The sequence below is a fragment of the Pseudomonas sp. OTU750018 genome, from assembly GCF_011636575.1.
In the GTDB taxonomy this organism is placed as follows: domain Bacteria; phylum Pseudomonadota; class Gammaproteobacteria; order Pseudomonadales; family Pseudomonadaceae; genus Aquipseudomonas; species Aquipseudomonas peli.
In genome coordinates this window covers 1,055,633-1,075,620 of record NZ_JAAPAU010000002.1, presented here as the reverse complement: position 1 = coordinate 1,075,620, position 19,988 = coordinate 1,055,633, and the positions used below count along the sequence as shown (strand labels likewise).

Genomic DNA, 19,988 nt, shown 5'->3' with positions numbered 1-19,988 from the left:
GAGCACGTCTTATGAGCTTCGGCGCCGATGAAGAAATCCTCCAGGACTTCCTGGTAGAGGCCGGCGAGATTCTTGAACTACTGTCTGAGCAGCTTGTAGAGCTGGAAAGTCGCCCGGACGACATGAATCTACTCAACGCCATTTTTCGCGGGTTTCACACCGTCAAAGGTGGTGCTGGCTTTCTCCAGCTCAATGAGCTGGTGGAATGCTGCCATATCGCAGAAAACGTCTTTGACATCCTGCGTAAGGGTGAGCGGCGCGTCGACTCCGCGTTGATGGATGTGGTGCTGGAAGCACTGGATGCCGTCAACAGCATGTTTACCGAGGTCCGTGAACGTTCCGATCTCACTCCGGCTACGCCTGAGCTGCTTGCCGCCTTGGCGCGTTTGGCTGAACCGGCGGGTGCTGATGTTGCCGCACCCGTTGAAGCACACGCTGAGCCTGAGCTGGAATCTGAACCTGAGGTTGCAGTCGAGTTTGAAGAGGCCGCTGGCGATATCACAGACACTGAATTCGAGCAGTTATTAGGCGCCTTGGGGGACTCTCCGGCGCCAATTTCCGCGGCTGCCAGCAGTGATGAAATCACCGATGATGAGTTTGAGTCGTTGCTTGATCAGCTGCATGGCAAAGGCCAATTTGTAGCACCTGATGTAGCTGTAGCTCCCGCTGTGCCTGCTGTGGCGGCACCTGCTGCAACGGCCACGGGCGGTGATGAAATCACCGACGATGAATTTGAGTCATTGCTCGATCAGTTGCACGGTAAAGGTCAGTTTGCGCCTCCTCCTGTATCGACGCCTGCTGCACCTGAAGCTGTGGCTGAGTCCGCTGCTGCGCCGAGTGGCGACATCACGGATGACGAGTTTGAAGCACTGCTTGATCAGCTGCATGGCAAAGGCAAGTTTGTTGAGCCTGAAGCGATCAAACCTGTAACGCCTGCGCCGACTGCCAAGCCTGTGGAACCTGCTAAAGCAGCCGCCAAACCTGCGGCAAAACCTGCCGCTAAGGTTGAGCCTGCAAAAGCTCCTGCAGCTCCGGTCGCTGCGCCTGTTGCTGAGAAGGCTGCGCCGCCCAGTGAAGCGGAAACCACTGTGCGGGTCGATACCGCACGGCTCGACGAAATCATGAACATGGTTGGCGAGTTGGTGCTGGTGCGAAATCGCTTGGTGCGACTTGGATCAAGCAGTGGCGATGAGGCAATGTCTAAAGCGGTGTCGAACCTAGATGTGGTGACGGCTGACTTGCAGACAGCGGTGATGAAAACCCGCATGCAGCCCATCAAGAAGGTGTTCGGGCGCTTCCCTCGGCTGGTTCGCGATTTGGCGCGAAACCTTAAGAAAGAGATCAACTTGGAGTTGGTCGGTGAAGAAACTGACCTCGACAAGAACCTGGTTGAAGCCTTGGCTGATCCGCTTGTCCACTTGGTGCGCAACGCGGTTGACCATGGCATTGAAACCCCGGAAGAGCGCGAAGCCTCAGGTAAGGCGCGTGGCGGTAAGGTGATATTGTCCGCTGAGCAGGAAGGTGATCACATCCTCTTGTCGATCTCTGACGATGGCAAGGGCATGGACGCGGATGTACTGCGCGCCAAAGCCGTGGAAAAAGGCTTGCTGGACAAAGACGCGGCCGACCGTCTCAATGAGTTCGAATGCTACAACCTGATCTTTGCCCCGGGCTTCTCGACCAAGACTGAGATTTCCGATGTGTCTGGGCGCGGCGTGGGCATGGATGTGGTGAAAACCAAGATTTCCCAGCTCAACGGCACGGTCAATGTGTTTTCGGTCAAGGGACAGGGCTCAAAAATCGTTATCAAGGTGCCGCTGACCCTGGCGATCATGCCGACACTGATGGTGATGTTGGCCAATCAAGCGTTTGCTTTCCCGCTGGTCAACGTGAATGAGATTTTCCACCTCGATCTGTCGCGAACCAATGTGGTTGACGGCCAGGAAGTGGTGATCGTGCGCGACAAGGCGTTGCCGCTGTTCTATCTCAAGCGTTGGTTGATCGGCAGTGCAGCACACGTGGAGCAGGGTGAGGGGCATGTGGTGATCCTCACTGTTGGCAGTCAGCGTATTGGCTTCGTGGTCGATCAACTGGTCGGACAGGAAGAAGTGGTCATCAAACCGCTGGGCAAAATGCTGCAGGGTACGCCAGGCATGTCGGGTGCAACCATTACCGGTGATGGTCGTATTGCCCTGATTCTTGACGTGCCGAGCATGCTCAAGCGTTACGCGCGGCGCATCTGATTGTTAGCGGCGCAGCTATCTGTGGCGCCGTTTAGGAGTGTTTATGGCTGTTAAGGTGTTGGTGGTTGATGACTCCGGTTTTTTCCGCCGGCGCGTGTCGGAAATTCTTTCAGCCGACCCGAATATTCAGGTAATCGGCACCGCCACTAACGGCCGTGAAGCCATCGAGCAGGCGCAGGCGCTCAAGCCCGATGTGATTACCATGGATTACGAGATGCCGATGATGGATGGCATCACCGCTGTACGTAACATCATGCAGCGCTGTCCGACACCCGTACTGATGTTCTCCTCGCTAACCCATGAAGGTGCGCGAGTGACGTTGGATGCGCTGGAAGCCGGTGCGGTAGATTTTCTACCAAAGAATTTTGAGGACATTTCGCGCAATCCAGAGCGGGTTAAGCAACTGCTTTGCGAGAAAATTCACACGATTGCCCGCAGTAATCGTCGCAGTTTCAGCCCATCACCTGTCTCCACTTCCGCAGCTATACCCGCTGCCGCAGCCAAGCCTGCGGCGCGTCCAGTAACCTCTGCCAGCACTCCAGGCCGTCAAGCTGTGGCGCCTGTCCCCGTGGTTGCCAGTGCGGCGCCAAAACGTAAATCCTACAAGCTTGTTGCGATCGGTACTTCCACCGGTGGGCCGGTTGCGCTTCAGCGGGTACTGACTCAATTGCCGGTGAATTTTCCAGCGCCAATCGTGCTGATCCAGCACATGCCGGCTGCCTTTACCAAAGCCTTTGCCGAACGTCTCGACAAGCTCTGCCGTATCAGTGTCAAGGAAGCTGAGGACGGTGATGTCTTGCGTCCCGGTCTGGCACTGCTCGCACCGGGTGGCAAGCAGATGATGGTGGATGCGCGGGGCGTGGTGAAAATCCTGCCTGGCGATGAGCGCCTGAATTACAAACCCTGTGTCGATATCACTTTCGGTTCCGTCGCCAAGTCTTATGGTGACAAGGTGCTGGCGGTGGTGCTCACAGGTATGGGGGCGGACGGCCGTGAGGGCGCTCGCCTGCTCAAGCAGAGTGGAAGCCAAGTGTGGGCGCAAGACGAAGCCAGCTGCGTGATCTACGGTATGCCGATGGCTATTGTAAAAGCCAACCTGGCTGATGCGATTTACCCGCTGGATGATATCGGCAGGCACCTGGCGGAGACCTGTACTTAATGGATGTACTGAGCCTTATTGGGGTCATCCTGGCGTTTGTCGCCATTCTTGGCGGCAACTACCTCGAAGGGGGCCATGCTGCGGCCCTGCTCAATGGGCCGGCTGCATTGATTGTGATTGGCGGTACCTTGGGTGCGGCTTTTTTGCAGGCGCCCGTGCATGTGTTCAAACGGGCCCTGGCCATTATTAGTTGGATATTCTTTCCGCCGCGCGTGGACCTGGCCGGTGGTATTAACCGGGTGGTTGGTTGGAGCATGACTGCGCGCAAGGAGGGTTTGCTCGGTCTTGAGGCCGTGGCAGATGCCGAACCCGATCCCTATGCGCGCAAAGGCTTGCAGCTGTTGGTCGATGGCGCCGAGCCTGAGGCTATTCGCAGTATTCTCGAGGTCGATCTGTACACCCAGGAAGGCCGTGATATTCAGGCGGCCAAAGTGTTTGAAAGCATGGGCGGTTATGCGCCGACCATCGGCATTATCGGTGCAGTGATGGGCTTGATCCATGTGATGGGTAACCTGGCCGACCCAAGCATGCTCGGCAGTGGAATTGCCGTGGCGTTCGTGGCAACCATCTACGGTGTTGGCTTTGCCAACCTGCTGTTATTGCCCATTGGTAACAAGCTCAAAGCTATCGCTCAGCGTCAATCCCGTTATCGCGAGATGCTGCTTGAAGGCATCCTGTCGATTGCGGAGGGTGAAAACCCGCGCTCCATCGAACTGAAGCTGCAAGGCTTCATGGATTGATGGGGACACCTTATGGCCCGCCGGCGTCATCAAGAAGAGCATGAAAATCATGAGCGGTGGCTAGTCTCTTACGCCGACTTCATTACTCTGCTGTTCGCCTTTTTTGTGGTGATGTACTCGATTTCCTCGCTCAATGAAGGCAAGTACAAAATTCTTTCTGACAGCCTGACCGGGGTGTTCAATCAACCTGATCGCGCTATCAAACCGATTCCGGTTGGTGACGAGCGTCCGCGGACCACGGAGCCGGACCGTTCCTTGGTGGATGAGGAAAGCGCTCAGTCTTCGGCTGATGATCTGCAGAATATTGCCAACAGTGTGCGCGAGGCTTTCGGCGACTTGATTCAGTCGGATCAGCTGAAGGTCAGTGGAAATGAGCTGTGGATCGAGATTGAGCTCAGCTCTAGCCTGTTGTTCACCAGCGGCGATGCCATTCCTAACAATGCTGCGTTCGATATTATCGAAAAGGTAGCCAAAATTCTGGCGCCGTACGAGAATCCAATACACGTGGAAGGCTTTACCGATAATCTGCCAATTCAGACGGCTCAGTTCCCGACCAACTGGGAGCTTTCTACCGCAAGGGCTGCGAGTATCGTGCGTATGCTGACGATGGATGGGGTCAACCCCAGCCGCCTGGCAGCGGTCGGTTATGGTGAGTTCCAGCCCGTCGCGGATAACACCACCGCTGAAGGGCGCGGGCGCAATCGTCGCGTCGTGTTAGTGATCTCGCGTAATCTAGACGTACGTCGCAGCGTTAGCGGTGTGGGCAGTGCCAATGCTAAGCCTGATGCGGCGTTGCAACGTGCTGGCACGCAACCTGCAAAAGCCCCAGCAGCGCCGGTCCCGCAAGCGGGTGCCGTCAATCCCCCGTCGCCGGTCCCATAGGGTGGCCCCGTTCTCGGTCAGGCTGCAGCTGAACCGGGAGGATGATAACGATGAGAGTCTGGGCAGTAGCCAATCAAAAAGGTGGAGTCGGTAAGACCACCACATCAATCGCTCTGGCAGGCCTGTTGGCAGATGCCGGCAAGCGTGTGGTGATCGTTGATCTCGATCCCCATGGGTCGATGACCAGCTACTTCGGGCACGACCCGGACAGCCTGGAACACAGCAGCTTCGATTTGTTCCAACATAAAGGCGCTGTACCGCGCGGTTTGCCCCAGCAGCTGCTCCTGCCTACCAGTGATGAGCGTATCTCCCTGCTGCCGTCCAGCACTGCACTGGCCACCCTGGAGCGCCAGTCACCCGGGCAGAGTGGCTTGGGTTTGGTGATAGCCAAGAGCCTTGCGCAGCTTTGGCAGGATTTTGATCATGCGGTGATCGACAGTCCGCCCTTACTTGGCGTGCTGATGGTCAATGCCTTGGCGGCAAGTCAGCAGCTGGTAATTCCTGTGCAGACTGAATTTCTGGCCGTAAAAGGCTTGGAGCGGATGGTCAATACCCTGGCGATGATCAACCGTTCGCGTCAGCAGGCGTTGCCGTACACCATCGTACCGACCCTGTTCGACCGTCGTACCCAAGCGTCGATGGGCACGCTGCGTGTGTTGCGCAACAGTTACCCTGATCACCTGTGGCCGGCCTATATTCCGGTTGATACGCGTTTACGTGACGCCAGTCGGGCAGGGGTGACCCCGTCAACGTTTGACAGCAACAGCCGCGGTGTACTGGCTTATCGCGCCTTACTCAAACACCTGCTTTCTCAGCAGATTGCTGCTCAGGTCGCTTGAGATGAACGACTATGCTGAAGATATGGGCTCAAGTCTGTCGCTAGCGCGGCCGATAGTCTGTACAGATTGTTATTGCGAGTTGTCTTGATGAGTCGTCCTTTAGCCACTGCTACACGTTCGCAACAGGTCTTGCAGTCCTATTTGGATGGCTTGTTGCAGGAGGCTGCGGTCGAGTTTGTCGATAGCATCACGCTGGATGAGTTCGAGGCCGCGGTGCTGGAAGAGCAGGTGCGCGATGCGCGCAGCATGCCGCAGGTGAGCGCCGCTAAGGTCAAGCCCCTGGCTGAGTTGGCGCCGCGTCCATTGGTGCTGCCCACTTTCGTGATGCCCACTGCGCACGTTGAAGTTCACGTCGAGTCGCTGCCAGAGGTTGTAGAAACTGTTGTAGTGGCTGAGTCGGTGCAGTCAGAGCCGCAGATGTTGGTGGTACCTGAGGCGGTACCGCAGGGGCGGCCTGAATGGGCGCAAGGGTCTTTCGAATGCCTGTTATTTGATGTGGCTGGGCTGACCTTGGCCGTTCCACTGGTGTGCCTGGGTTCGATTTATCCCCTGGAGGGTCAGGAGCTGACACCATTATTTGGTCAGCCTGACTGGTTTCTCGGCATACTGCCAAGCCAGGCCGGTAACCTGAAAGTGTTGGATACAGCGCGCTGGGTGATGCCTGACCGTTATCGCGATGATTTTCGCGAAGGGTTGCAGTATGTAATTTCCGTTGAAGGTTATGAGTGGGGGCTGGCTGTGCATCAAGTCAGCCGCTCGATTCGGCTGGATCCCGACGAGGTTAAATGGCGCAGCCAGCGTACGCAGCGTCCGTGGCTCGCGGGTACGGTGATTGAACACATGTGCGCCTTGCTGGATGTCGCATCCCTGGCTGAGTTGATTGCCAGTGGTGCTGCCAAGCGCATGGCGGCCAAGCAGGTGCATTGAATAACGCGGGGCTGTGCGAGGTGCGCAGCTTTGCATCTATAGTAATCACAGCGGGGTATACACCCGCGATCGCCGCCGCGAGCGGTTCATGACGAGGCTAGGGACATGAAGAAAAGTTCTGCACAAGGTTCTGATGATCCGATTCTGCAGTGGGTAACGTTCCGCCTGGATAACGAAACCTATGGCATCAATGTGATGCAGGTTCAGGAAGTCCTGCGCTACACCGAAATTGCCCCTGTGCCGGGTGCGCCGAGCTATGTGCTGGGCATCATCAACCTGCGCGGCAATGTGGTCACAGTCATCGATACACGTCAGCGTTTCGGGTTGGACTCCACCGAGGTGACCGATAACACCCGTATCGTGATTATCGAGGCCGACAAGCAAGTGGTCGGTATCTTGGTCGATAGCGTCGCCGAAGTGGTTTATCTGCGTCAGTCTGAAGTGGAAACTGCTCCGAACGTGGGCAATGACGAATCTGCCAAGTTTATCCAGGGCGTGTGCAACAAGAACGGCGAGCTGCTGATTCTGGTTGAGCTGGACAAGATGATGAGCGAAGAAGAGTGGTCCGATCTGGAGAGCATCTAAGTCATGCTCGAAGCGCTGCTGGTCGCATTAGCCCTAGTGTGCCTGGGGCTGGTATGCGTCAGTATCTGGTTTGTCAGGCAGTTGCGCGACTTTATCAAGTTGCAAGGTGAGCGTGACGCAGTGCGTGATCGCCGGCTCAAAGAACTTAGCCGGCGACTGGATGCCTACCTGACTGGTAGCGTGCAGATGGGTGAGGAGTTGCACGAATTGCGCAGGGTTGTTGCGCCTTTGCCGGACAAACTTAATCAGATTGAGCAGCGTGATCCCAGCAGCCTGTCATTTACTCAGGCTGCACGTTTGGCGGGTATGGGTGCCAGCGTGGATGATCTGACCCAGTCATGCGGTCTGAGTAAGGCCGAGGCTGAGTTGGTCAGCAAGATGCAGCAGGCCAAACTGCAGCGCTCCTGAGGCTCCCTTCACTCTGGCGGTCCTGCCAATAAACGCAGCGGCGGTGTGATGTCGGTATCCCGCCCGCTACCGGCCGGTGCCTTACCTTTCAAATACCAGGCAAAGGCGATGATTTCCGCGATACAGCGATACAGCTGCTCGGGAATTGCATCACCCAGTTCCAGTCGCGCCAATAATCGCACTAGCTCAGCATTTTCATAGATCGGTACTTCGTACTCGCGGGCAATCGCCAGAATGGCTTCGGCCAGTTCGTCATCGCCTTTGGCACTGAGTACGGGCGCTTTCTGGCCGTCGTAGGTGAGGGCGATGGCTTGGCGGGGGGCGGTGTTCTTCATGCGGTTTCATCCACCCAGCGCTGTTCCAACGTCGTGCGCGGCCCGCGTGGCGGCGTGCCTTGGTTGCAGGCCAGCTCGCCAACCTGCACGCCGGCGGCATTCAGGCGTTGACGCAGGTTATCCAGCTCCGCATCGATCAGGTTGACGGTGCTGCTGCGCTCAGCCCACAACTGACTAGAAAGGCGGCCATGGGCCAATTGCGCCTGCACCTGCAAGGGACCTAGTGGATCAAGATCAAAGGCCAGTTCGACTTTCCACAGGGTTTCCTTTTTATCGGGTTTGCCTTGTGGGTTGCTTTCATCGCGCTGGATTTTTACCTGCAGTGGAATCAATTCCTGCTGATTGCGCATCGGCAGTTCCAGTTGCCAGGTGGTGAGCAGGTTGCCGTCCGGGCCTACCTGACTCTGCGCAAGGCTGGAAAGTTGGTGGGTCTGCAGGCGAGAGAGGGCAGCCGCGGCGAGCTTCAGCATGGTTTCTAGGTCGGCCTCACCTTCCATGGCCTGTAGCAGGCGTGAAGGCAGGGGGAAATTCAGCGCTTGCTGGCGATTCGTGGCTTTGCCCAGGTTGCCGAGCAGGTCGCGTGCGAGGGCGGGCATCGCCTGGGCCAGCGAGGTTCCTGCTGTGGTTGCGGCCAGTGGTGTGCCGGTAGACAGGTTCGGCAGTAATTGAGTGATCAGGCGCAGCAGGTTGGCCTTCAGGTCGTTCGGCAGTGCCTGGCCCTGACCGCCAAGTAATTTGCTTTCCAGCAGGATGCCACTGTTTTCAAGGGCGGCAGCCAGGCCTTTGGCGCTGCTCAACTGCGCGACGTCGGGCATGATGCCGAAGAGTTTATCGATGCTGGTGCGCAGGCCTTCACTCATGTCGGAATTGCCACGCATACCTTGCAGGGCGCTGAACAGCCCTTCCAATGAGCCCTGACGGTTGCTTTGATTGCCCAGTTGCTGGCTCAGGGCAAGTTGGTCAAGGCGACCACTCAGGGGCAGGAAATTCAGTGCCTGGCTGCCCTGTACCTGAGCGCTGAGCAGGCTACCCAAAGGCAGTGCCAGTGGGGTTTCCAGAGACAGCTTGCTGCCAGCCAGTGGCGTATTGAGCAAGCTGACCAGCACCTTGTAGATCACCTGTTGCGAGCGGCCCTGCAGCAATTGTTCGCGGGCCACTACCTTGCCCTGCAGCAGGGTGCCGACGGGCAATTGGTCGAGGTCCAGGCTGGTCAGAGGTTTGTCCCCTCCCATCAGCAGGGACAGGGCCAGGCGGGTTTCCGACAGGGCTGTTACGGCCAGGGATGTGCCCTGAGCCAACGGGCGCGGACTGTTGGCCTCAAGGGTCGCCTGATTTCCATTATTCAGGGTCAGCTTGAGCAGCACCTGAAAACTCTGCGCCACTTCCTTGAGTGCGATGACTTCGGCCTTGGCGGTTTCGCCACTGGTCAGCAAGCCTTGCATGGGCTGTAACAGTTTCACTGCCAGGTCCGCCGCGACAGCGCTGGGGCGGCTGCTGGGGGGAGTTGGCGCAATAGGCCGCGGGCTGCTGATTTCGCTCATTGGCGGGTTACACCCTGTCGAAAATGCCCGCTGCGGCAGGCGGAGCTGGGCATGTATAATCGCGCCCCGTCTGGTTCGGCTGCGCATTTCATTTGCGTCAGTATAGCGGCCAAGACGCTGCCGACTTGAACCGCTTTTGCCATCCATCTTAGGTGCCGATGCCTTGACCAGCCCTCTTCTTGAAGCCGTTGCGCTCGCCTGTGAGCGAGACTGGCGCATGCTCTTCGAGCGTGTGGAGCTGCGTCTGGTTCCCGGTGAAATGCTTCAGGTGGCGGGCCCCAATGGCAGTGGTAAAACCAGCCTGCTGCGCTTGCTGGCTGGGTTGATGCAGCCCACTGCTGGTGAGATTCGTCTGAATGGTCGCCCGTTGACCGCGCAGCGCGCCGAGCTTGCGCGCAACCTGCTGTGGATTGGACATGCCGCCGGCATCAAGGGCTTGCTCACCGCTGAGGAAAATCTCACCTGGCTTTGCGCCCTGCATCAGCCGGTAGAGCGCGAGACCATCTGGCAGGCTCTGGCGGCGGTGGGGCTGCGAGGGTTTGAAGATGTGCCTTGCCACACCCTGTCCGCCGGGCAACAGCGCCGTGTCGCGTTGGCGCGTTTGTATCTGCCAGGCCCGTCGCTGTGGGTGCTGGATGAACCGTTTACTGCGCTGGACAAGGCGGCAGTGGCGCAGCTGGAGAACCATCTCGCCGCGCATTGTCAGCAAGGTGGCCTGGTGGTGCTGACCACGCACCATGAATTGACGGTCAAGCCGGCCGGTTACCGCGAGCTTGATCTGGGGCAGCGTCCGTTATGAGCAATGTCTTTAACCTATTGCTCGCCCGTGAGGCGCGCCTGTTGTTTCGCCGCCCGGCCGAGCTGGCCAATCCGTTAGTGTTCTTTGCCATTGTGATTGCGTTGTTCCCATTGGCGGTGGGGCCGCAGACGCAGTTGTTACAAAGCCTTTCGCCGGGGCTGGTGTGGGTTGCGGCCCTATTGGCCGTGCTGCTCTCGCTGGACGGGCTGTTCCGCAGTGATTTCGAGGACGGCTCGCTGGAGCAGTGGGTCCTTTCGCCGCACCCCCTGGCTCTTCTGGTTCTGGCCAAGGTGCTGGCACACTGGCTGTTCTCTGGCCTGGCGCTGGTGTTGTTGGCGCCACTGCTGGCGTTGATGTTGGGTTTGCCGGGGCGCTGCCTGCCGGTGCTGCTGATCTCGCTGCTGCTCGGTACGCCGGTGCTGAGCTTACTGGGCGCAGTCGGTGCGGCGCTGACGGTGGGTCTGAAGCGTGGCGGCCTGTTGCTCGCGTTGCTGATTTTGCCGTTGTACATCCCGGTGCTGATTCTCGGCAGCGGTGCGCTACAAGCCAGCCTGCAAGGATTGCCGGCGGTTGGTCACTTGTTGTGGCTGGCCAGCCTCACCGCATTGGCGGTGACCTTGACACCTTTTGCCATCGCCGCTGGTCTGACGATCAGTGTCGCTGAGTAGACAATAAGCCTGAATGGCCGGTTGATCGTGGTGCCTGCCTGCGCCCTGATCAGCCCTAGCACTGATGAGTAACCTGATGAACTGGACGTGGTTTCACAAGCTCGGCTCGCCTAAATGGTTTTATGAAATCAGCAGCCGCTGGCTCCCCTGGTTGGCCCTGGCCGCCGCTGTGCTGTTGGCGGTCGGCCTGGTTTGGGGCCTCGCCTTTGCGCCGCCGGATTACCAGCAGGGCAACAGCTTTCGCATCATCTACATCCATGTGCCTGCGGCGTTTCTCGCTCAGTCGATCTACGTGATGTTGGCGGTGACCGGCGTTGTCGGGCTGGTGTGGAAAATGAAACTGGCCGATGTCGCCTTGCAGCAGGCCGCACCCATCGGCGCCTGGATGACGGCGATCGCTCTGGTGACCGGTGCGGTGTGGGGCAAGCCGACTTGGGGCACGTACTGGGTGTGGGATGCCCGCCTGACCTCGATGCTGATTCTGCTGTTCCTGTATTTCGGTGTAATCGCCCTCGGCAATGCCATCACCAACCGTGACAGCGCGGCCAAGGCCTGTGCGGTGCTGGCCATTGTGGGTGTGGTGAACATCCCGATCATCAAATACTCGGTGGAGTGGTGGAACACCCTGCACCAGCCGGCCACCTTCAGTGTGGTGGCCAAGCCGGCCATGCCGTTTGAGATGTGGATGCCGCTGCTGATCATGGTACTGGGCTTCTACTGTTTCTTTGGGGCCGTGCTGCTGATGCGCATGCGCCTGGAAGTGCTCAAGCGCGAGGCCCGCAGTAGTTGGGCCAAAACTGAGATCAAGGCGCAGGTGGAGAAGGGGCTATGAGTTTTGCCAGCTTCAGCGAGTTTCTCGCCATGGGCACCCACGGGCCTTATGTCTGGTCCTGTTATGCCATCAGCCTGGCTGTGCTGGGGCTGAATGTGGCGTTGCCAATCCTGGCGCGTCGCCGTTATCTGCAAGACGAGGCGCGTCGTTTGCGCCGGGAGGAGTCGAAGTGAACCCCGTGCGTAAAAAACGCCTGTATATCGTCCTGGCAATCATCGCCGGTGTCGGCATCGCTGTGGCCCTGGCCCTGAGCGCGTTGCAGCAGAACATCAACCTGTTCTACACCCCGACCCAGATCGCCAACGGCGAAGCCCCGCAGGACACCCGCATCCGTGCCGGCGGCCTGGTTGAGGAGGGATCGGTGAAGCGCTCCAGCGACTCACTGGACACCGATTTTGTCGTCACTGACGGCGCCAAGAGCGTGACCATCCGCTACAGCGGCATCCTCCCGGACCTGTTTCGCGAAGGGCAGGGCATCGTCGCCATGGGCAAGCTCGACGCCAGCGGCGTGCTGATTGCCGATGAAGTACTGGCCAAACACGATGAAAACTACATGCCGCCGGAAGTCATGCAGGCCTTGGAGCAGAGCGGCATGAAGCAGCAGCACGACGCGGCCAAAGCGGCTAAGCAAGCGTCCCCATCGGAGTACGCACAATGATTCCTGAACTCGGCCATCTGGCGATGATTCTGGCGCTGTGCATGGCACTGGTGCAGGCAACACTGCCGTTGATCGGTGCCTGGCGGGGTGACCGTCAATGGATGAGCCTGGCGCAGCCGGCTGCCTGGGGGCAGTTCGCCTTTATGCTGTTTGCGTTCGTCTGCCTGACCTATGCCTTTATGATCGACGACTTCACCGTCGCCTATGTGGCCAATAACTCCAACAGTGCACTGCCGTGGTATTACAAATTCAGCGCCGTGTGGGGTGCCCACGAAGGGTCGCTGCTGCTGTGGGGGCTGATCCTTGCCGGTTGGACCTTTGCCGTGTCGATCTTCTCGCGGCAGTTGCCGGAAGAGATGCTCGCCCGTGTGCTGGCGATCATGGGCATCATCAGCATCGGCTTTTTGTTGTTTTTGATCATCACGTCCAATCCGTTCGAGCGGCTGCTGTTTGACACCCCGGCTGACGGCCGCGACCTCAACCCGCTGTTGCAGGACTTCGGTCTGATCATCCACCCGCCGATGCTCTACATGGGCTATGTCGGCTTCTCCGTGGCCTTCGCCTTCGCCATTGCGGCGTTGCTGGGCGGCAAGCTGGACGCGGCTTGGGCGCGCTGGTCGCGGCCGTGGACCATCGTCGCTTGGGCCTTCCTTGGCATCGGTATCGCGCTGGGCTCGTGGTGGGCCTACTACGAACTTGGCTGGGGTGGTTGGTGGTTCTGGGATCCGGTGGAAAACGCCTCCTTTATGCCCTGGTTGGTCGGCACCGCGTTGATCCACTCCCTGGCTGTGACGGAAAAACGCGGCGTGTTCAAAAGCTGGACCGTACTGCTGGCGATTGCCGCGTTCTCCTTGAGCCTGCTGGGCACCTTTCTGGTCCGTTCCGGGGTGCTGACCTCGGTGCATGCCTTCGCCAGCGACCCTGAGCGCGGCGTGTTTATTCTGGTGTTCCTGTTGATCGTGGTGGGCAGCTCCTTGGCGCTGTTTGCCATCCGCGCGCCGGTGGTGAAAAGCCAAGTTGGCTTTGCCCTGTGGTCGCGGGAAACCTTGCTGCTGGTCAACAACCTGATCCTGGTGGTGTCCGCTGCGATGATCCTGCTCGGCACTCTCTACCCCTTGGTGCTGGATGCCACTACTGGCGCGAAATTATCCGTTGGGCCGCCTTACTTCAATGCCTTGTTTGTGCCGCTAATGGGCTTGCTGATGGCCGTAATTGCCGTCGGTGTGATCGTGCGTTGGAAGGACACACCGGTGCAGTGGTTGCTTGGCATGCTCGCCCCAGTGCTGATCGGCAGCGTGGTGCTGGCTGTTATCGCGACGTTCCTGGTCGGTGATTTCAACTGGGCGGTGCTCGCTGTTTGCCTGTTGTCCGCTTGGGTGGTGCTGGCGGGTGTGCGCGACATCCTTGAGAAAACCCGTCACAAAGGCCTGCTCAAAGGGCTGCCGAGCCTGACCCGTAGCTACTGGGGCATGCAAACTGCGCACCTGGGCATGGCGGTGTGTGCCCTCGGTGTGGTGTTGACCAGCGTGGGCAGCTTTGAGCGTGACATGCGCATGGCGCCGGGCGAGTCGGTCGAAATCGGCGGTTACCAGTTTATCTTCGAAGGGGCTGAGCACTTTGAAGGGCCGAACTTCACGTCGGATAAAGGCACGGTGCGGATCCTCGAAGCGGGCAAGCAAATTGCCGTGCTGCACCCCGAGAAACGCCTGTACACCGTGCAGCAATCGGTGATGACCGAGGCGGGCATTGATGCCGGTATCACCCGTGACCTGTTCGTTGCTTTGGGTGAGCCGTTGGAAGACGGGGCGTGGGCGGTGCGTGTCCACATCAAACCATTCGTCCGTTGGATCTGGTTTGGCGCCTTGTTGATGGGGCTCGGTGGCTTCCTGGCCGCAGCGGATAAGCGCTACCGGATGAAGGTGCGCACCCGTGTGCGTGATGCCCTGGGTATGGCGGGGGCGCAGGCATGAAGCGTTTACTGCTGCTGTTGCCGTTAGTGGTTTTTCTGGGCGTCGCGGTGTTTCTCTACCGCGGCTTGTTCTTAGACCCTTCCGAACTGCCGTCGGCGTTGATCGGTAAACCCCTGCCGGCGTTCTCCCTGCCGGCGGTGCAGGATGGCAAGCCGCTTACCGAGGCTGATCTCAAGGGCAAGCCGGCGCTGGTCAACGTTTGGGCCACCTGGTGTGTGGCCTGCCGCGTGGAACACCCGGTGTTGAACAAACTGGCCAAGCTGGGTGTGACCATCTACGGGGTCAACTACAAGGATGACAACGCCGCCGCGCAGAAGTGGCTGGTGGAGTTCCATGACCCCTATCAGCTGAACATCAACGATGCGCGCGGCACCCTGGGCCTGGACCTGGGCGTGTATGGCGCACCCGAGACCTTCCTGATCGACAAGGACGGCATCATCCGCCACAAGTTTGTCGGGGTGATCGATGAGCGTGTCTGGCGGGAACAGCTGGCGCCGCTGTATCAGGAACTGGTCGATGAGGTGCAGCCATGACAAGTCGCATGAGAGCTACTGCGCTCGGCCATGCTGCGTTGAAAGCAGGCTCGGAATGCTCATTTACAACCCGTAAACTCCGCTTCCTCGCCTGCTTTCGCCTTGCCTACCCTTCGCTCGCTACGCTCTCAAGCGGCTTGTTCAAGCGTTTGCTGGTTGCCGTTGTATTGGGCCTAGCGTTGTTGGGCACCGCCCAGGCAGCTATCGACACCTACGAGTTTGCCAGTGAGGCGGAGCGTGAGCGTTACCGCAACCTGGTCGAAGAGCTGCGTTGCCCCAAGTGCCAGAACCAGAACATTGCCGACTCCGATGCGCCGATTGCCATGGACCTGCGCGCGCAGATCTTCCGCATGCTGGAAGAGGGGCAGAGCAACGAGCAGATCATTGATTTTCTGGTCAGCCGTTATGGCGATTTTGTGCTCTACAAACCGCCGGTCAACGCGCGCACCTTGCTGCTGTGGTATGGCCCGGCCGGCTTGTTGGCCGGTGGTTTTGTCCTGCTGGGGGTCATCCTGTTGCGCCGTCGCAGCAAGCCGGGCGTTATCGCCAGCGGCCTGTCTGCCGATGAACAGCAACGTCTGGCTGCTTTGCTAAATCAAACGCCTGTGGATAAGAAAGACTGATGATTGAATTCTGGTTGTGCGCTGGCCTGCTGTTGCTGACGGCCCTGGCGTTTCTGCTGATCCCGGTGCTGCGTGCACGCAAGGTTCAGGCTGAGGAAGACCGTACTGCACTCAACGTGACCCTTTATCAGGAGCGCTTGCTGGATCTGCAAAGCCAGCACGCTGCCGGGGCGCTGAATGCTGAGCAGTTGGCCAGTGGCCGTGACGAGGCTGCTCGCGAGCTGCTCGCGGATACTGAGGGTGCGCTGGCGCAGCCGACCCAGCGCAAGCTGGGCAGCACGGTCCCGTTGATTGCCGCGCTGCTGATGCCGCTGCTGGGTTATGGCCTTTATCAGCACTGGGGCGCTATTGGGGATGTTGAGCGCGCACAGGTTTTTGCAGCGCAGCCGAAGACCATCGAGGAAATGACTGCACGCTTAGAGGCCGCAGTAAAGAGTAACCCTGAGTCGGCGGAAAGCTGGTACTTCCTGGGGCGTACCTACATGGCGCAGGAACGTGCTGCCGACGCCGTCGTGGCGTTTGAACGTGCTGTGGGTGTGGCTGGGCGTGAGCCGGAGTTGCTCGGGCAGTGGGCACAGGCGCTGTATTTCGCCGGTGACAAGCAGTGGACCGCGCAATTGCAGGCGTTGACAGATGAAGCACTGAAAGCCGATCCGGCGGAGGTCACCAGTCTTGGGCTGTTAGGGATTGCGGCCTATGAAAGCGGCCAGTTCCAGAAAGCCATCGGTCACTGGCAGCAGCTGGTAGCGGTGTTGCCGGCGGAAGACCCGTCTCGCCAGGCTATTCAGGGTGGTATTGAGCGTGCTCAGGAGCAATTGGGCGAGCCCGCCACTCAGTCAACACCCGCTACCTCTCCAGGTCTGACCGTTCGGGTTGAGTTGGACCCTGCGCTGCAGGGCAAGGTGCAACCGGGCGATGCGGTATTCGTGTTTGCTCGAGCGGTCTCCGGGCCGCCGATGCCGCTCGCGGTCAAGCGTCTGAGCGTGGCTGATTTGCCGGCTGAGGTCAGCCTGTCAGATAGCGATGCGATGATGCCGCAGCTGAAGATATCCGGCTTCGAACAGGTGCAGTTGGTCGCGCGCATTTCGCGCAGTGGTAACGCTACGGCCGGTGAATGGGTAGGTAGCAGCCAGCCGCTGGCCAGCAAGACCACGGAATTGCAGCAGCTGCGGATCGACAGTGCCGACAGCAAAGCGCCATGAAGTCGTTACTGCGTGGCGTCGTGCTGATTGGCCTGCTGGGACTCGGTGCTTGCGTGCAAACACCAACGGCTACCGCGCCCGTTACCAGTCCAAGTGGCAGCAGCAACCACCCACGCTTTGCCCCGCCACCTGGGGTGGACAGCCAGTGGAATGCGCAGTTAGGGGTGTACGTGGTGGGTGGTGCTTCTCACCTCTATTACCGTGAGCGCACCTATTACCGCTGGAACTCTGGCTGGAGTTTTGCCGGTAATCCGCAGGGCCCCTGGTTGCCTACCGACAGCAGCGGTGTGCCGCCGGGTTTATATCGTCGTTACGCTCAGTAAGCGTTTTTAGTGCGCTGGGCAGGGCGTCGCTGGGCGGCGTTCGATATCCGGCTCGAAATCTTCGATCAACCGGCAGATGGCCTGACCATCTGGCGCGCATTCGCCCTTGTCGGCCCAATCGTCGAAAGCGTTCTGCATCACCAGCGCCAGGCGTTGGCACTCCTCGATATGTGCTTGTAGCGCCGCCAAGCGTTCACTGAGTAGGTCACGGACCTCGGCGCAGGGCGCATGGCCGTTATCGGCACTGGCGAGAATCTGTTGTGTGTCTTTCAGGCTAAAGCCCAGGCGCCGGGCGCGCGCGATAAAACGCAGGCGTTGCAGGTCGGTGCTGGAGTATTCCTGGTAGCCGTTATCCGGGTTGCGCGTAGGCCTGAGCAGGCCGAGATCGGTGTAGTGACGCACGGTCTCACTGCTGACGACGGCGGCTTTGGCCAGTTGGGCGACACGCATCGATAAACACTCCGAAAAACTAAAGGCCGCGCCAGGTTAAAACCTGGGGGCGGCCCTTGGGTCAAGCTCGCAGGCTTATTCGGCGATCTGCAGCTTGCGCGCCTCGTGGTAGAAGAAGCGAATTTTCTCGTACTCGAACGGTGAATTGAGCTGACCGTAGCGGAAGTTCACCGTGGAGCGCTGGTCGACCACTTCCAGCAGGGTAATTTCTGGGTGGCTGACACTGGCTTCGGCGACATTCAACCAATTGACCTGGCTCTTGGCGGTAAAGTCTGCCACCAGACCGCCGGTATCACGCAGGTTCGATGGCCCCAGCAGCGGCAGAATCAGGTAAGGCCCGGCAGGTGTGCCGTAATAGCCAAGGGTCTGACCGAAGTCTTCGCGCTGCTTAGGTAGGCCCATGCGCGTAGCAGGGTCCCAAAGGCCGGCGACCCCCAGGGTGGTGTTGAGCAGCAGGCGCCCGGTGGTCTGCATGGCGCGCTTGCCCTTGAGCTGCAGCGCGCTGTTGAGCAGGTTGGGTACATCACCCAGGTTGCTGAAAAAGTTGCTGACGCCGGTCTGCACCAGGTTGGGGGTGATATAGCGGTAGCCATCGACAATCGGTAAGAACACCCATTCATCGAAGCGGTAGTTGAAGTGATAGACGCGACGGTTCCACGACTCCAACGGGTCATAGACGTCGAGCGCGTTGAGGGTCGAGCGTTCAAACTCGCGCTGGTCCAGCCCCGGATTGAACTGCAGGTGCTGCAGCGGTTGTTTGAAACCGTCGTCATCAACGGTGTGCTGGGCATGCGCCAGGCCGCTACCGAGCGCAAGGGTGAAAAACACGGCAATAAAGGTTGGCTTAGCCACGGAAGAACTCCAGCATGGCGTCGCTATTGACGCGGTAGTTGAGGTTGCCGCAATGGCCACCCAGCGGATAAACGGTCAGGCGATCCCCCAGGGTGCGCCGCAAAAAGCCCAGGTCACCCGGGCCGAGGATGAGGTCATCGGCATTGTGCATAACGGCGATCTTGCTGCTGTTTTTCAGGTAATCGGCGACGCCATACAGGCTGATCTGGTCAATCAGCTGCGCCACGCTGCCACCGTCAGTACGTGCGCGCCACATGGGGATCAGCTGCTCGGTCAGGTAACAGTCGAAGTCGCACTGCAGGGCGCGCCGGAAGAATGGCGTGAGGCTGGTGCCTTCGCTGATCGGGTAATTGATCGGGGTGATCAGTCCACGGCGGTTGATCAGGTCAGAGGTAAAGGCGATATCGGCAGCTGAGAAGCGAAAAGCCGCGCCAATCAGCATGGCCATCTGCTCGTCGTTGAGCTGCTCGCCGGAGTTCTGGAAGTCATAGAGCAGGGCGTCATTGATGTCGACGTAGCCCTTGTTCTGGAAGTAGCGGGTCAACTTGCCCAACACCAGTTCATAGAATGTGGTGCTGTTGTCGATGCCATCCACCTTGGTCTGCACGAGGCGGTCGAGATTAGTGGTCGAGGTGTAGAGGTTGACCGGCGGGTTGAGCAACAGCACGCGTTTGAAGTTGAAGCTGCGACGGGTTTCGTCCAGCTCGCTGACAAAGGCCGCCTGCAACGCACCCAGGCTGTAGCCGGTGAGGTGATATTCACTGACTTTCAAGCGCGGATGCTGGGCGCGCACCGCCTGCATGGTGCGGTACAGATCGTCGGCGTCTTCACGGGTAATGCCGGGCGTGGCAAAGCGTGAGGCGGAGGTCATGAAGTCATAGCTGGTCGGCGATGACAATTGCACCACGTGATAACCCGCACCGTAGAACAGCTTCTTCAGGTATTCCGGGGTGCTGCTGGCGTAATGCGCGCCCGTGCCGGCAATGATAAAGATCAGCGGCGCTTCGCCGGACTGTTTGGCAATGCGGTAGTGCATCTTGGTCACCGGCCAGAAGTTTTCTGGCAACTCAAACTCGCGCTCCGGGCGCAGTTTGATCTGGTGGTCACTTTGGTTGATGTCCGCGTCAGCCGGCAGTTTCGGACGTAGCTCGGGTGGGGTGGTTGCCAGCGTGGCTTCGAAAGGGTTGCTGATCGGGTAGCCATAACTGCTGGCGTCGATATCGGCGGCGCTGACGGGAGCCACCAGCGCAAGGCAACTGAGAAGGGCAAGCAGACGAGGGACAGGCGACATGGCTAAATCTCTTGAGAGCTAGGGCTGATGCAGTGCTTCAGGTGCGGGTCGATTTGACCACATAAGCGTGGTTAAGTGCCGTTTAGTTATAGAACTGTCAGTTTTCAGGCAAAAGAGCCATTTGAAAC

23 protein-coding genes are annotated in these 19,988 nt (G+C 59.1%); 18 read left to right on the top strand and 5 right to left on the bottom strand.

Annotation, left to right across the window (positions count from 1 at the left end; all coding sequences use genetic code 11):
- Positions 1 to 11: 11 nt before the first annotated feature.
- The 8 genes from HCI85_RS13940 (at position 12) to HCI85_RS13905 (ending at position 7,783) form a co-directional block, all read left to right on the top strand.
- A complete protein-coding gene (locus HCI85_RS13940; protein ID WP_167145309.1) occupies positions 12 to 2,243 on the top strand; it encodes a chemotaxis protein CheA in 2,232 nt (743 codons plus the stop codon).
- 43 nt (positions 2,244 to 2,286) lie between these two features.
- On the top strand, positions 2,287 to 3,402 hold the full coding sequence (locus HCI85_RS13935) for a protein-glutamate methylesterase/protein-glutamine glutaminase (RefSeq protein WP_167145307.1): 1,116 nt from the start codon (positions 2,287 to 2,289) through the stop codon (positions 3,400 to 3,402).
- On the top strand, positions 3,402 to 4,142 hold the full coding sequence (locus HCI85_RS13930) for a flagellar motor protein (RefSeq protein WP_090252121.1): 741 nt from the start codon (positions 3,402 to 3,404) through the stop codon (positions 4,140 to 4,142). Before HCI85_RS13935 ends, HCI85_RS13930 begins: the two co-directional genes overlap by 1 nt.
- A 12-nt stretch (positions 4,143 to 4,154) precedes the next feature.
- Positions 4,155 to 5,024 (top strand): flagellar motor protein MotD, encoded by an 870-nt coding sequence (gene motD / locus HCI85_RS13925; RefSeq protein ID WP_090252123.1) that lies wholly within the window; start codon positions 4,155 to 4,157, stop codon positions 5,022 to 5,024.
- 50 nt (positions 5,025 to 5,074) lie between these two features.
- The gene (locus HCI85_RS13920) at positions 5,075 to 5,863 is read left to right on the top strand and encodes a ParA family protein (RefSeq protein ID WP_167145305.1); all 789 of its coding nucleotides are present in this window, start codon (positions 5,075 to 5,077) and stop codon (positions 5,861 to 5,863) included.
- A gap of 87 nt (positions 5,864 to 5,950) precedes the next feature.
- The gene (locus tag HCI85_RS13915; protein WP_167145303.1) at positions 5,951 to 6,790 is read left to right on the top strand and encodes a CheW domain-containing protein; all 840 of its coding nucleotides are present in this window, start codon (positions 5,951 to 5,953) and stop codon (positions 6,788 to 6,790) included.
- 105 nt (positions 6,791 to 6,895) lie between these two features.
- Positions 6,896 to 7,375, top strand: a complete 480-nt coding sequence (locus tag HCI85_RS13910; protein WP_090252131.1) for a chemotaxis protein CheW — start codon at positions 6,896 to 6,898, stop codon at positions 7,373 to 7,375.
- Positions 7,376 to 7,378: 3 nt separating this feature from the next.
- Positions 7,379 to 7,783: a DUF2802 domain-containing protein gene (locus HCI85_RS13905; RefSeq protein WP_167145301.1), complete on the top strand. Its 405-nt coding sequence runs from the start codon at positions 7,379 to 7,381 to the stop codon at positions 7,781 to 7,783.
- Positions 7,784 to 7,791: 8 nt separating this feature from the next.
- Here the strand turns inward: HCI85_RS13905 and HCI85_RS13900 are convergent, their stop codons facing one another.
- Together HCI85_RS13900 and fliK are read right to left on the bottom strand one after the other, a co-directional pair.
- Positions 7,792 to 8,118: an EscU/YscU/HrcU family type III secretion system export apparatus switch protein gene (locus HCI85_RS13900; protein ID WP_167145299.1), complete on the bottom strand. Its 327-nt coding sequence runs from the start codon at positions 8,116 to 8,118 to the stop codon at positions 7,792 to 7,794.
- Positions 8,115 to 9,659 (bottom strand): flagellar hook-length control protein FliK, encoded by a 1,545-nt coding sequence (gene fliK, locus HCI85_RS13895; RefSeq protein ID WP_167145297.1) that lies wholly within the window; start codon positions 9,657 to 9,659, stop codon positions 8,115 to 8,117. Before fliK ends, HCI85_RS13900 begins: the two co-directional genes overlap by 4 nt.
- 163 nt (positions 9,660 to 9,822) lie before the next feature.
- Between fliK and ccmA the strand changes: the two genes are divergently transcribed.
- The 10 genes from ccmA to HCI85_RS13845 all read left to right on the top strand — a co-directional run bounded on the left by ccmA (position 9,823) and on the right by HCI85_RS13845 (position 17,267).
- Positions 9,823 to 10,458 carry a cytochrome c biogenesis heme-transporting ATPase CcmA gene (gene ccmA / locus HCI85_RS13890; protein WP_090254051.1) on the top strand — a complete coding sequence of 212 codons (636 nt, stop codon included), beginning with the start codon at positions 9,823 to 9,825 and terminating at the stop codon, positions 10,456 to 10,458.
- Positions 10,455 to 11,126: a heme exporter protein CcmB gene (ccmB, locus tag HCI85_RS13885; RefSeq protein ID WP_167145295.1), complete on the top strand. Its 672-nt coding sequence runs from the start codon at positions 10,455 to 10,457 to the stop codon at positions 11,124 to 11,126. The genes ccmA and ccmB overlap by 4 nt, the downstream gene beginning before the upstream one ends.
- A gap of 73 nt (positions 11,127 to 11,199) precedes the next feature.
- Positions 11,200 to 11,958: a heme ABC transporter permease gene (locus HCI85_RS13880; RefSeq protein WP_176600648.1), complete on the top strand. Its 759-nt coding sequence runs from the start codon at positions 11,200 to 11,202 to the stop codon at positions 11,956 to 11,958.
- Complete coding sequence (gene ccmD / locus HCI85_RS13875; protein WP_090244811.1) at positions 11,955 to 12,131, top strand: heme exporter protein CcmD; 177 nt, start codon at positions 11,955 to 11,957, stop codon at positions 12,129 to 12,131. Before HCI85_RS13880 ends, ccmD begins: the two co-directional genes overlap by 4 nt.
- Positions 12,128 to 12,616: a cytochrome c maturation protein CcmE gene (gene ccmE / locus HCI85_RS13870; protein WP_090252147.1), complete on the top strand. Its 489-nt coding sequence runs from the start codon at positions 12,128 to 12,130 to the stop codon at positions 12,614 to 12,616. Before ccmD ends, ccmE begins: the two co-directional genes overlap by 4 nt.
- A complete protein-coding gene (locus HCI85_RS13865) occupies positions 12,613 to 14,586 on the top strand; it encodes a heme lyase CcmF/NrfE family subunit (protein WP_167145291.1) in 1,974 nt (657 codons plus the stop codon). The genes ccmE and HCI85_RS13865 overlap by 4 nt, the downstream gene beginning before the upstream one ends.
- The gene (locus HCI85_RS13860) at positions 14,583 to 15,119 is read left to right on the top strand and encodes a DsbE family thiol:disulfide interchange protein (protein WP_167145289.1); all 537 of its coding nucleotides are present in this window, start codon (positions 14,583 to 14,585) and stop codon (positions 15,117 to 15,119) included. The genes HCI85_RS13865 and HCI85_RS13860 overlap by 4 nt, the downstream gene beginning before the upstream one ends.
- Positions 15,120 to 15,268: 149 nt before the next feature.
- The gene (locus HCI85_RS13855) at positions 15,269 to 15,742 is read left to right on the top strand and encodes a cytochrome c-type biogenesis protein (RefSeq protein ID WP_241693781.1); all 474 of its coding nucleotides are present in this window, start codon (positions 15,269 to 15,271) and stop codon (positions 15,740 to 15,742) included.
- Positions 15,742 to 16,944 carry a c-type cytochrome biogenesis protein CcmI gene (ccmI, locus tag HCI85_RS13850; RefSeq protein WP_090252157.1) on the top strand — a complete coding sequence of 401 codons (1,203 nt, stop codon included), beginning with the start codon at positions 15,742 to 15,744 and terminating at the stop codon, positions 16,942 to 16,944. Before HCI85_RS13855 ends, ccmI begins: the two co-directional genes overlap by 1 nt.
- Positions 16,941 to 17,267: a hypothetical protein gene (locus HCI85_RS13845; RefSeq protein WP_167145285.1), complete on the top strand. Its 327-nt coding sequence runs from the start codon at positions 16,941 to 16,943 to the stop codon at positions 17,265 to 17,267. Before ccmI ends, HCI85_RS13845 begins: the two co-directional genes overlap by 4 nt.
- 6 nt (positions 17,268 to 17,273) lie before the next feature.
- Here HCI85_RS13845 and HCI85_RS13840 read toward each other — a convergent pair whose 3' ends face one another.
- The 3 genes from HCI85_RS13840 to HCI85_RS13830 all read right to left on the bottom strand — a co-directional run bounded on the left by HCI85_RS13840 (position 17,274) and on the right by HCI85_RS13830 (position 19,860).
- Positions 17,274 to 17,717, bottom strand: a complete 444-nt coding sequence (locus HCI85_RS13840) for a MerR family DNA-binding protein (protein WP_167145283.1) — start codon at positions 17,715 to 17,717, stop codon at positions 17,274 to 17,276.
- A gap of 75 nt (positions 17,718 to 17,792) precedes the next feature.
- A complete protein-coding gene (locus HCI85_RS13835) occupies positions 17,793 to 18,551 on the bottom strand; it encodes an MlaA family lipoprotein (RefSeq protein ID WP_167145769.1) in 759 nt (252 codons plus the stop codon).
- A 10-nt stretch (positions 18,552 to 18,561) separates the two neighbouring features.
- Entirely contained in the window at positions 18,562 to 19,860 is a 1,299-nt protein-coding gene (locus HCI85_RS13830; RefSeq protein WP_167145281.1) for a serine/threonine protein kinase, read from the bottom strand.
- Between the last annotated feature and the right edge of the window lie 128 nt (positions 19,861 to 19,988).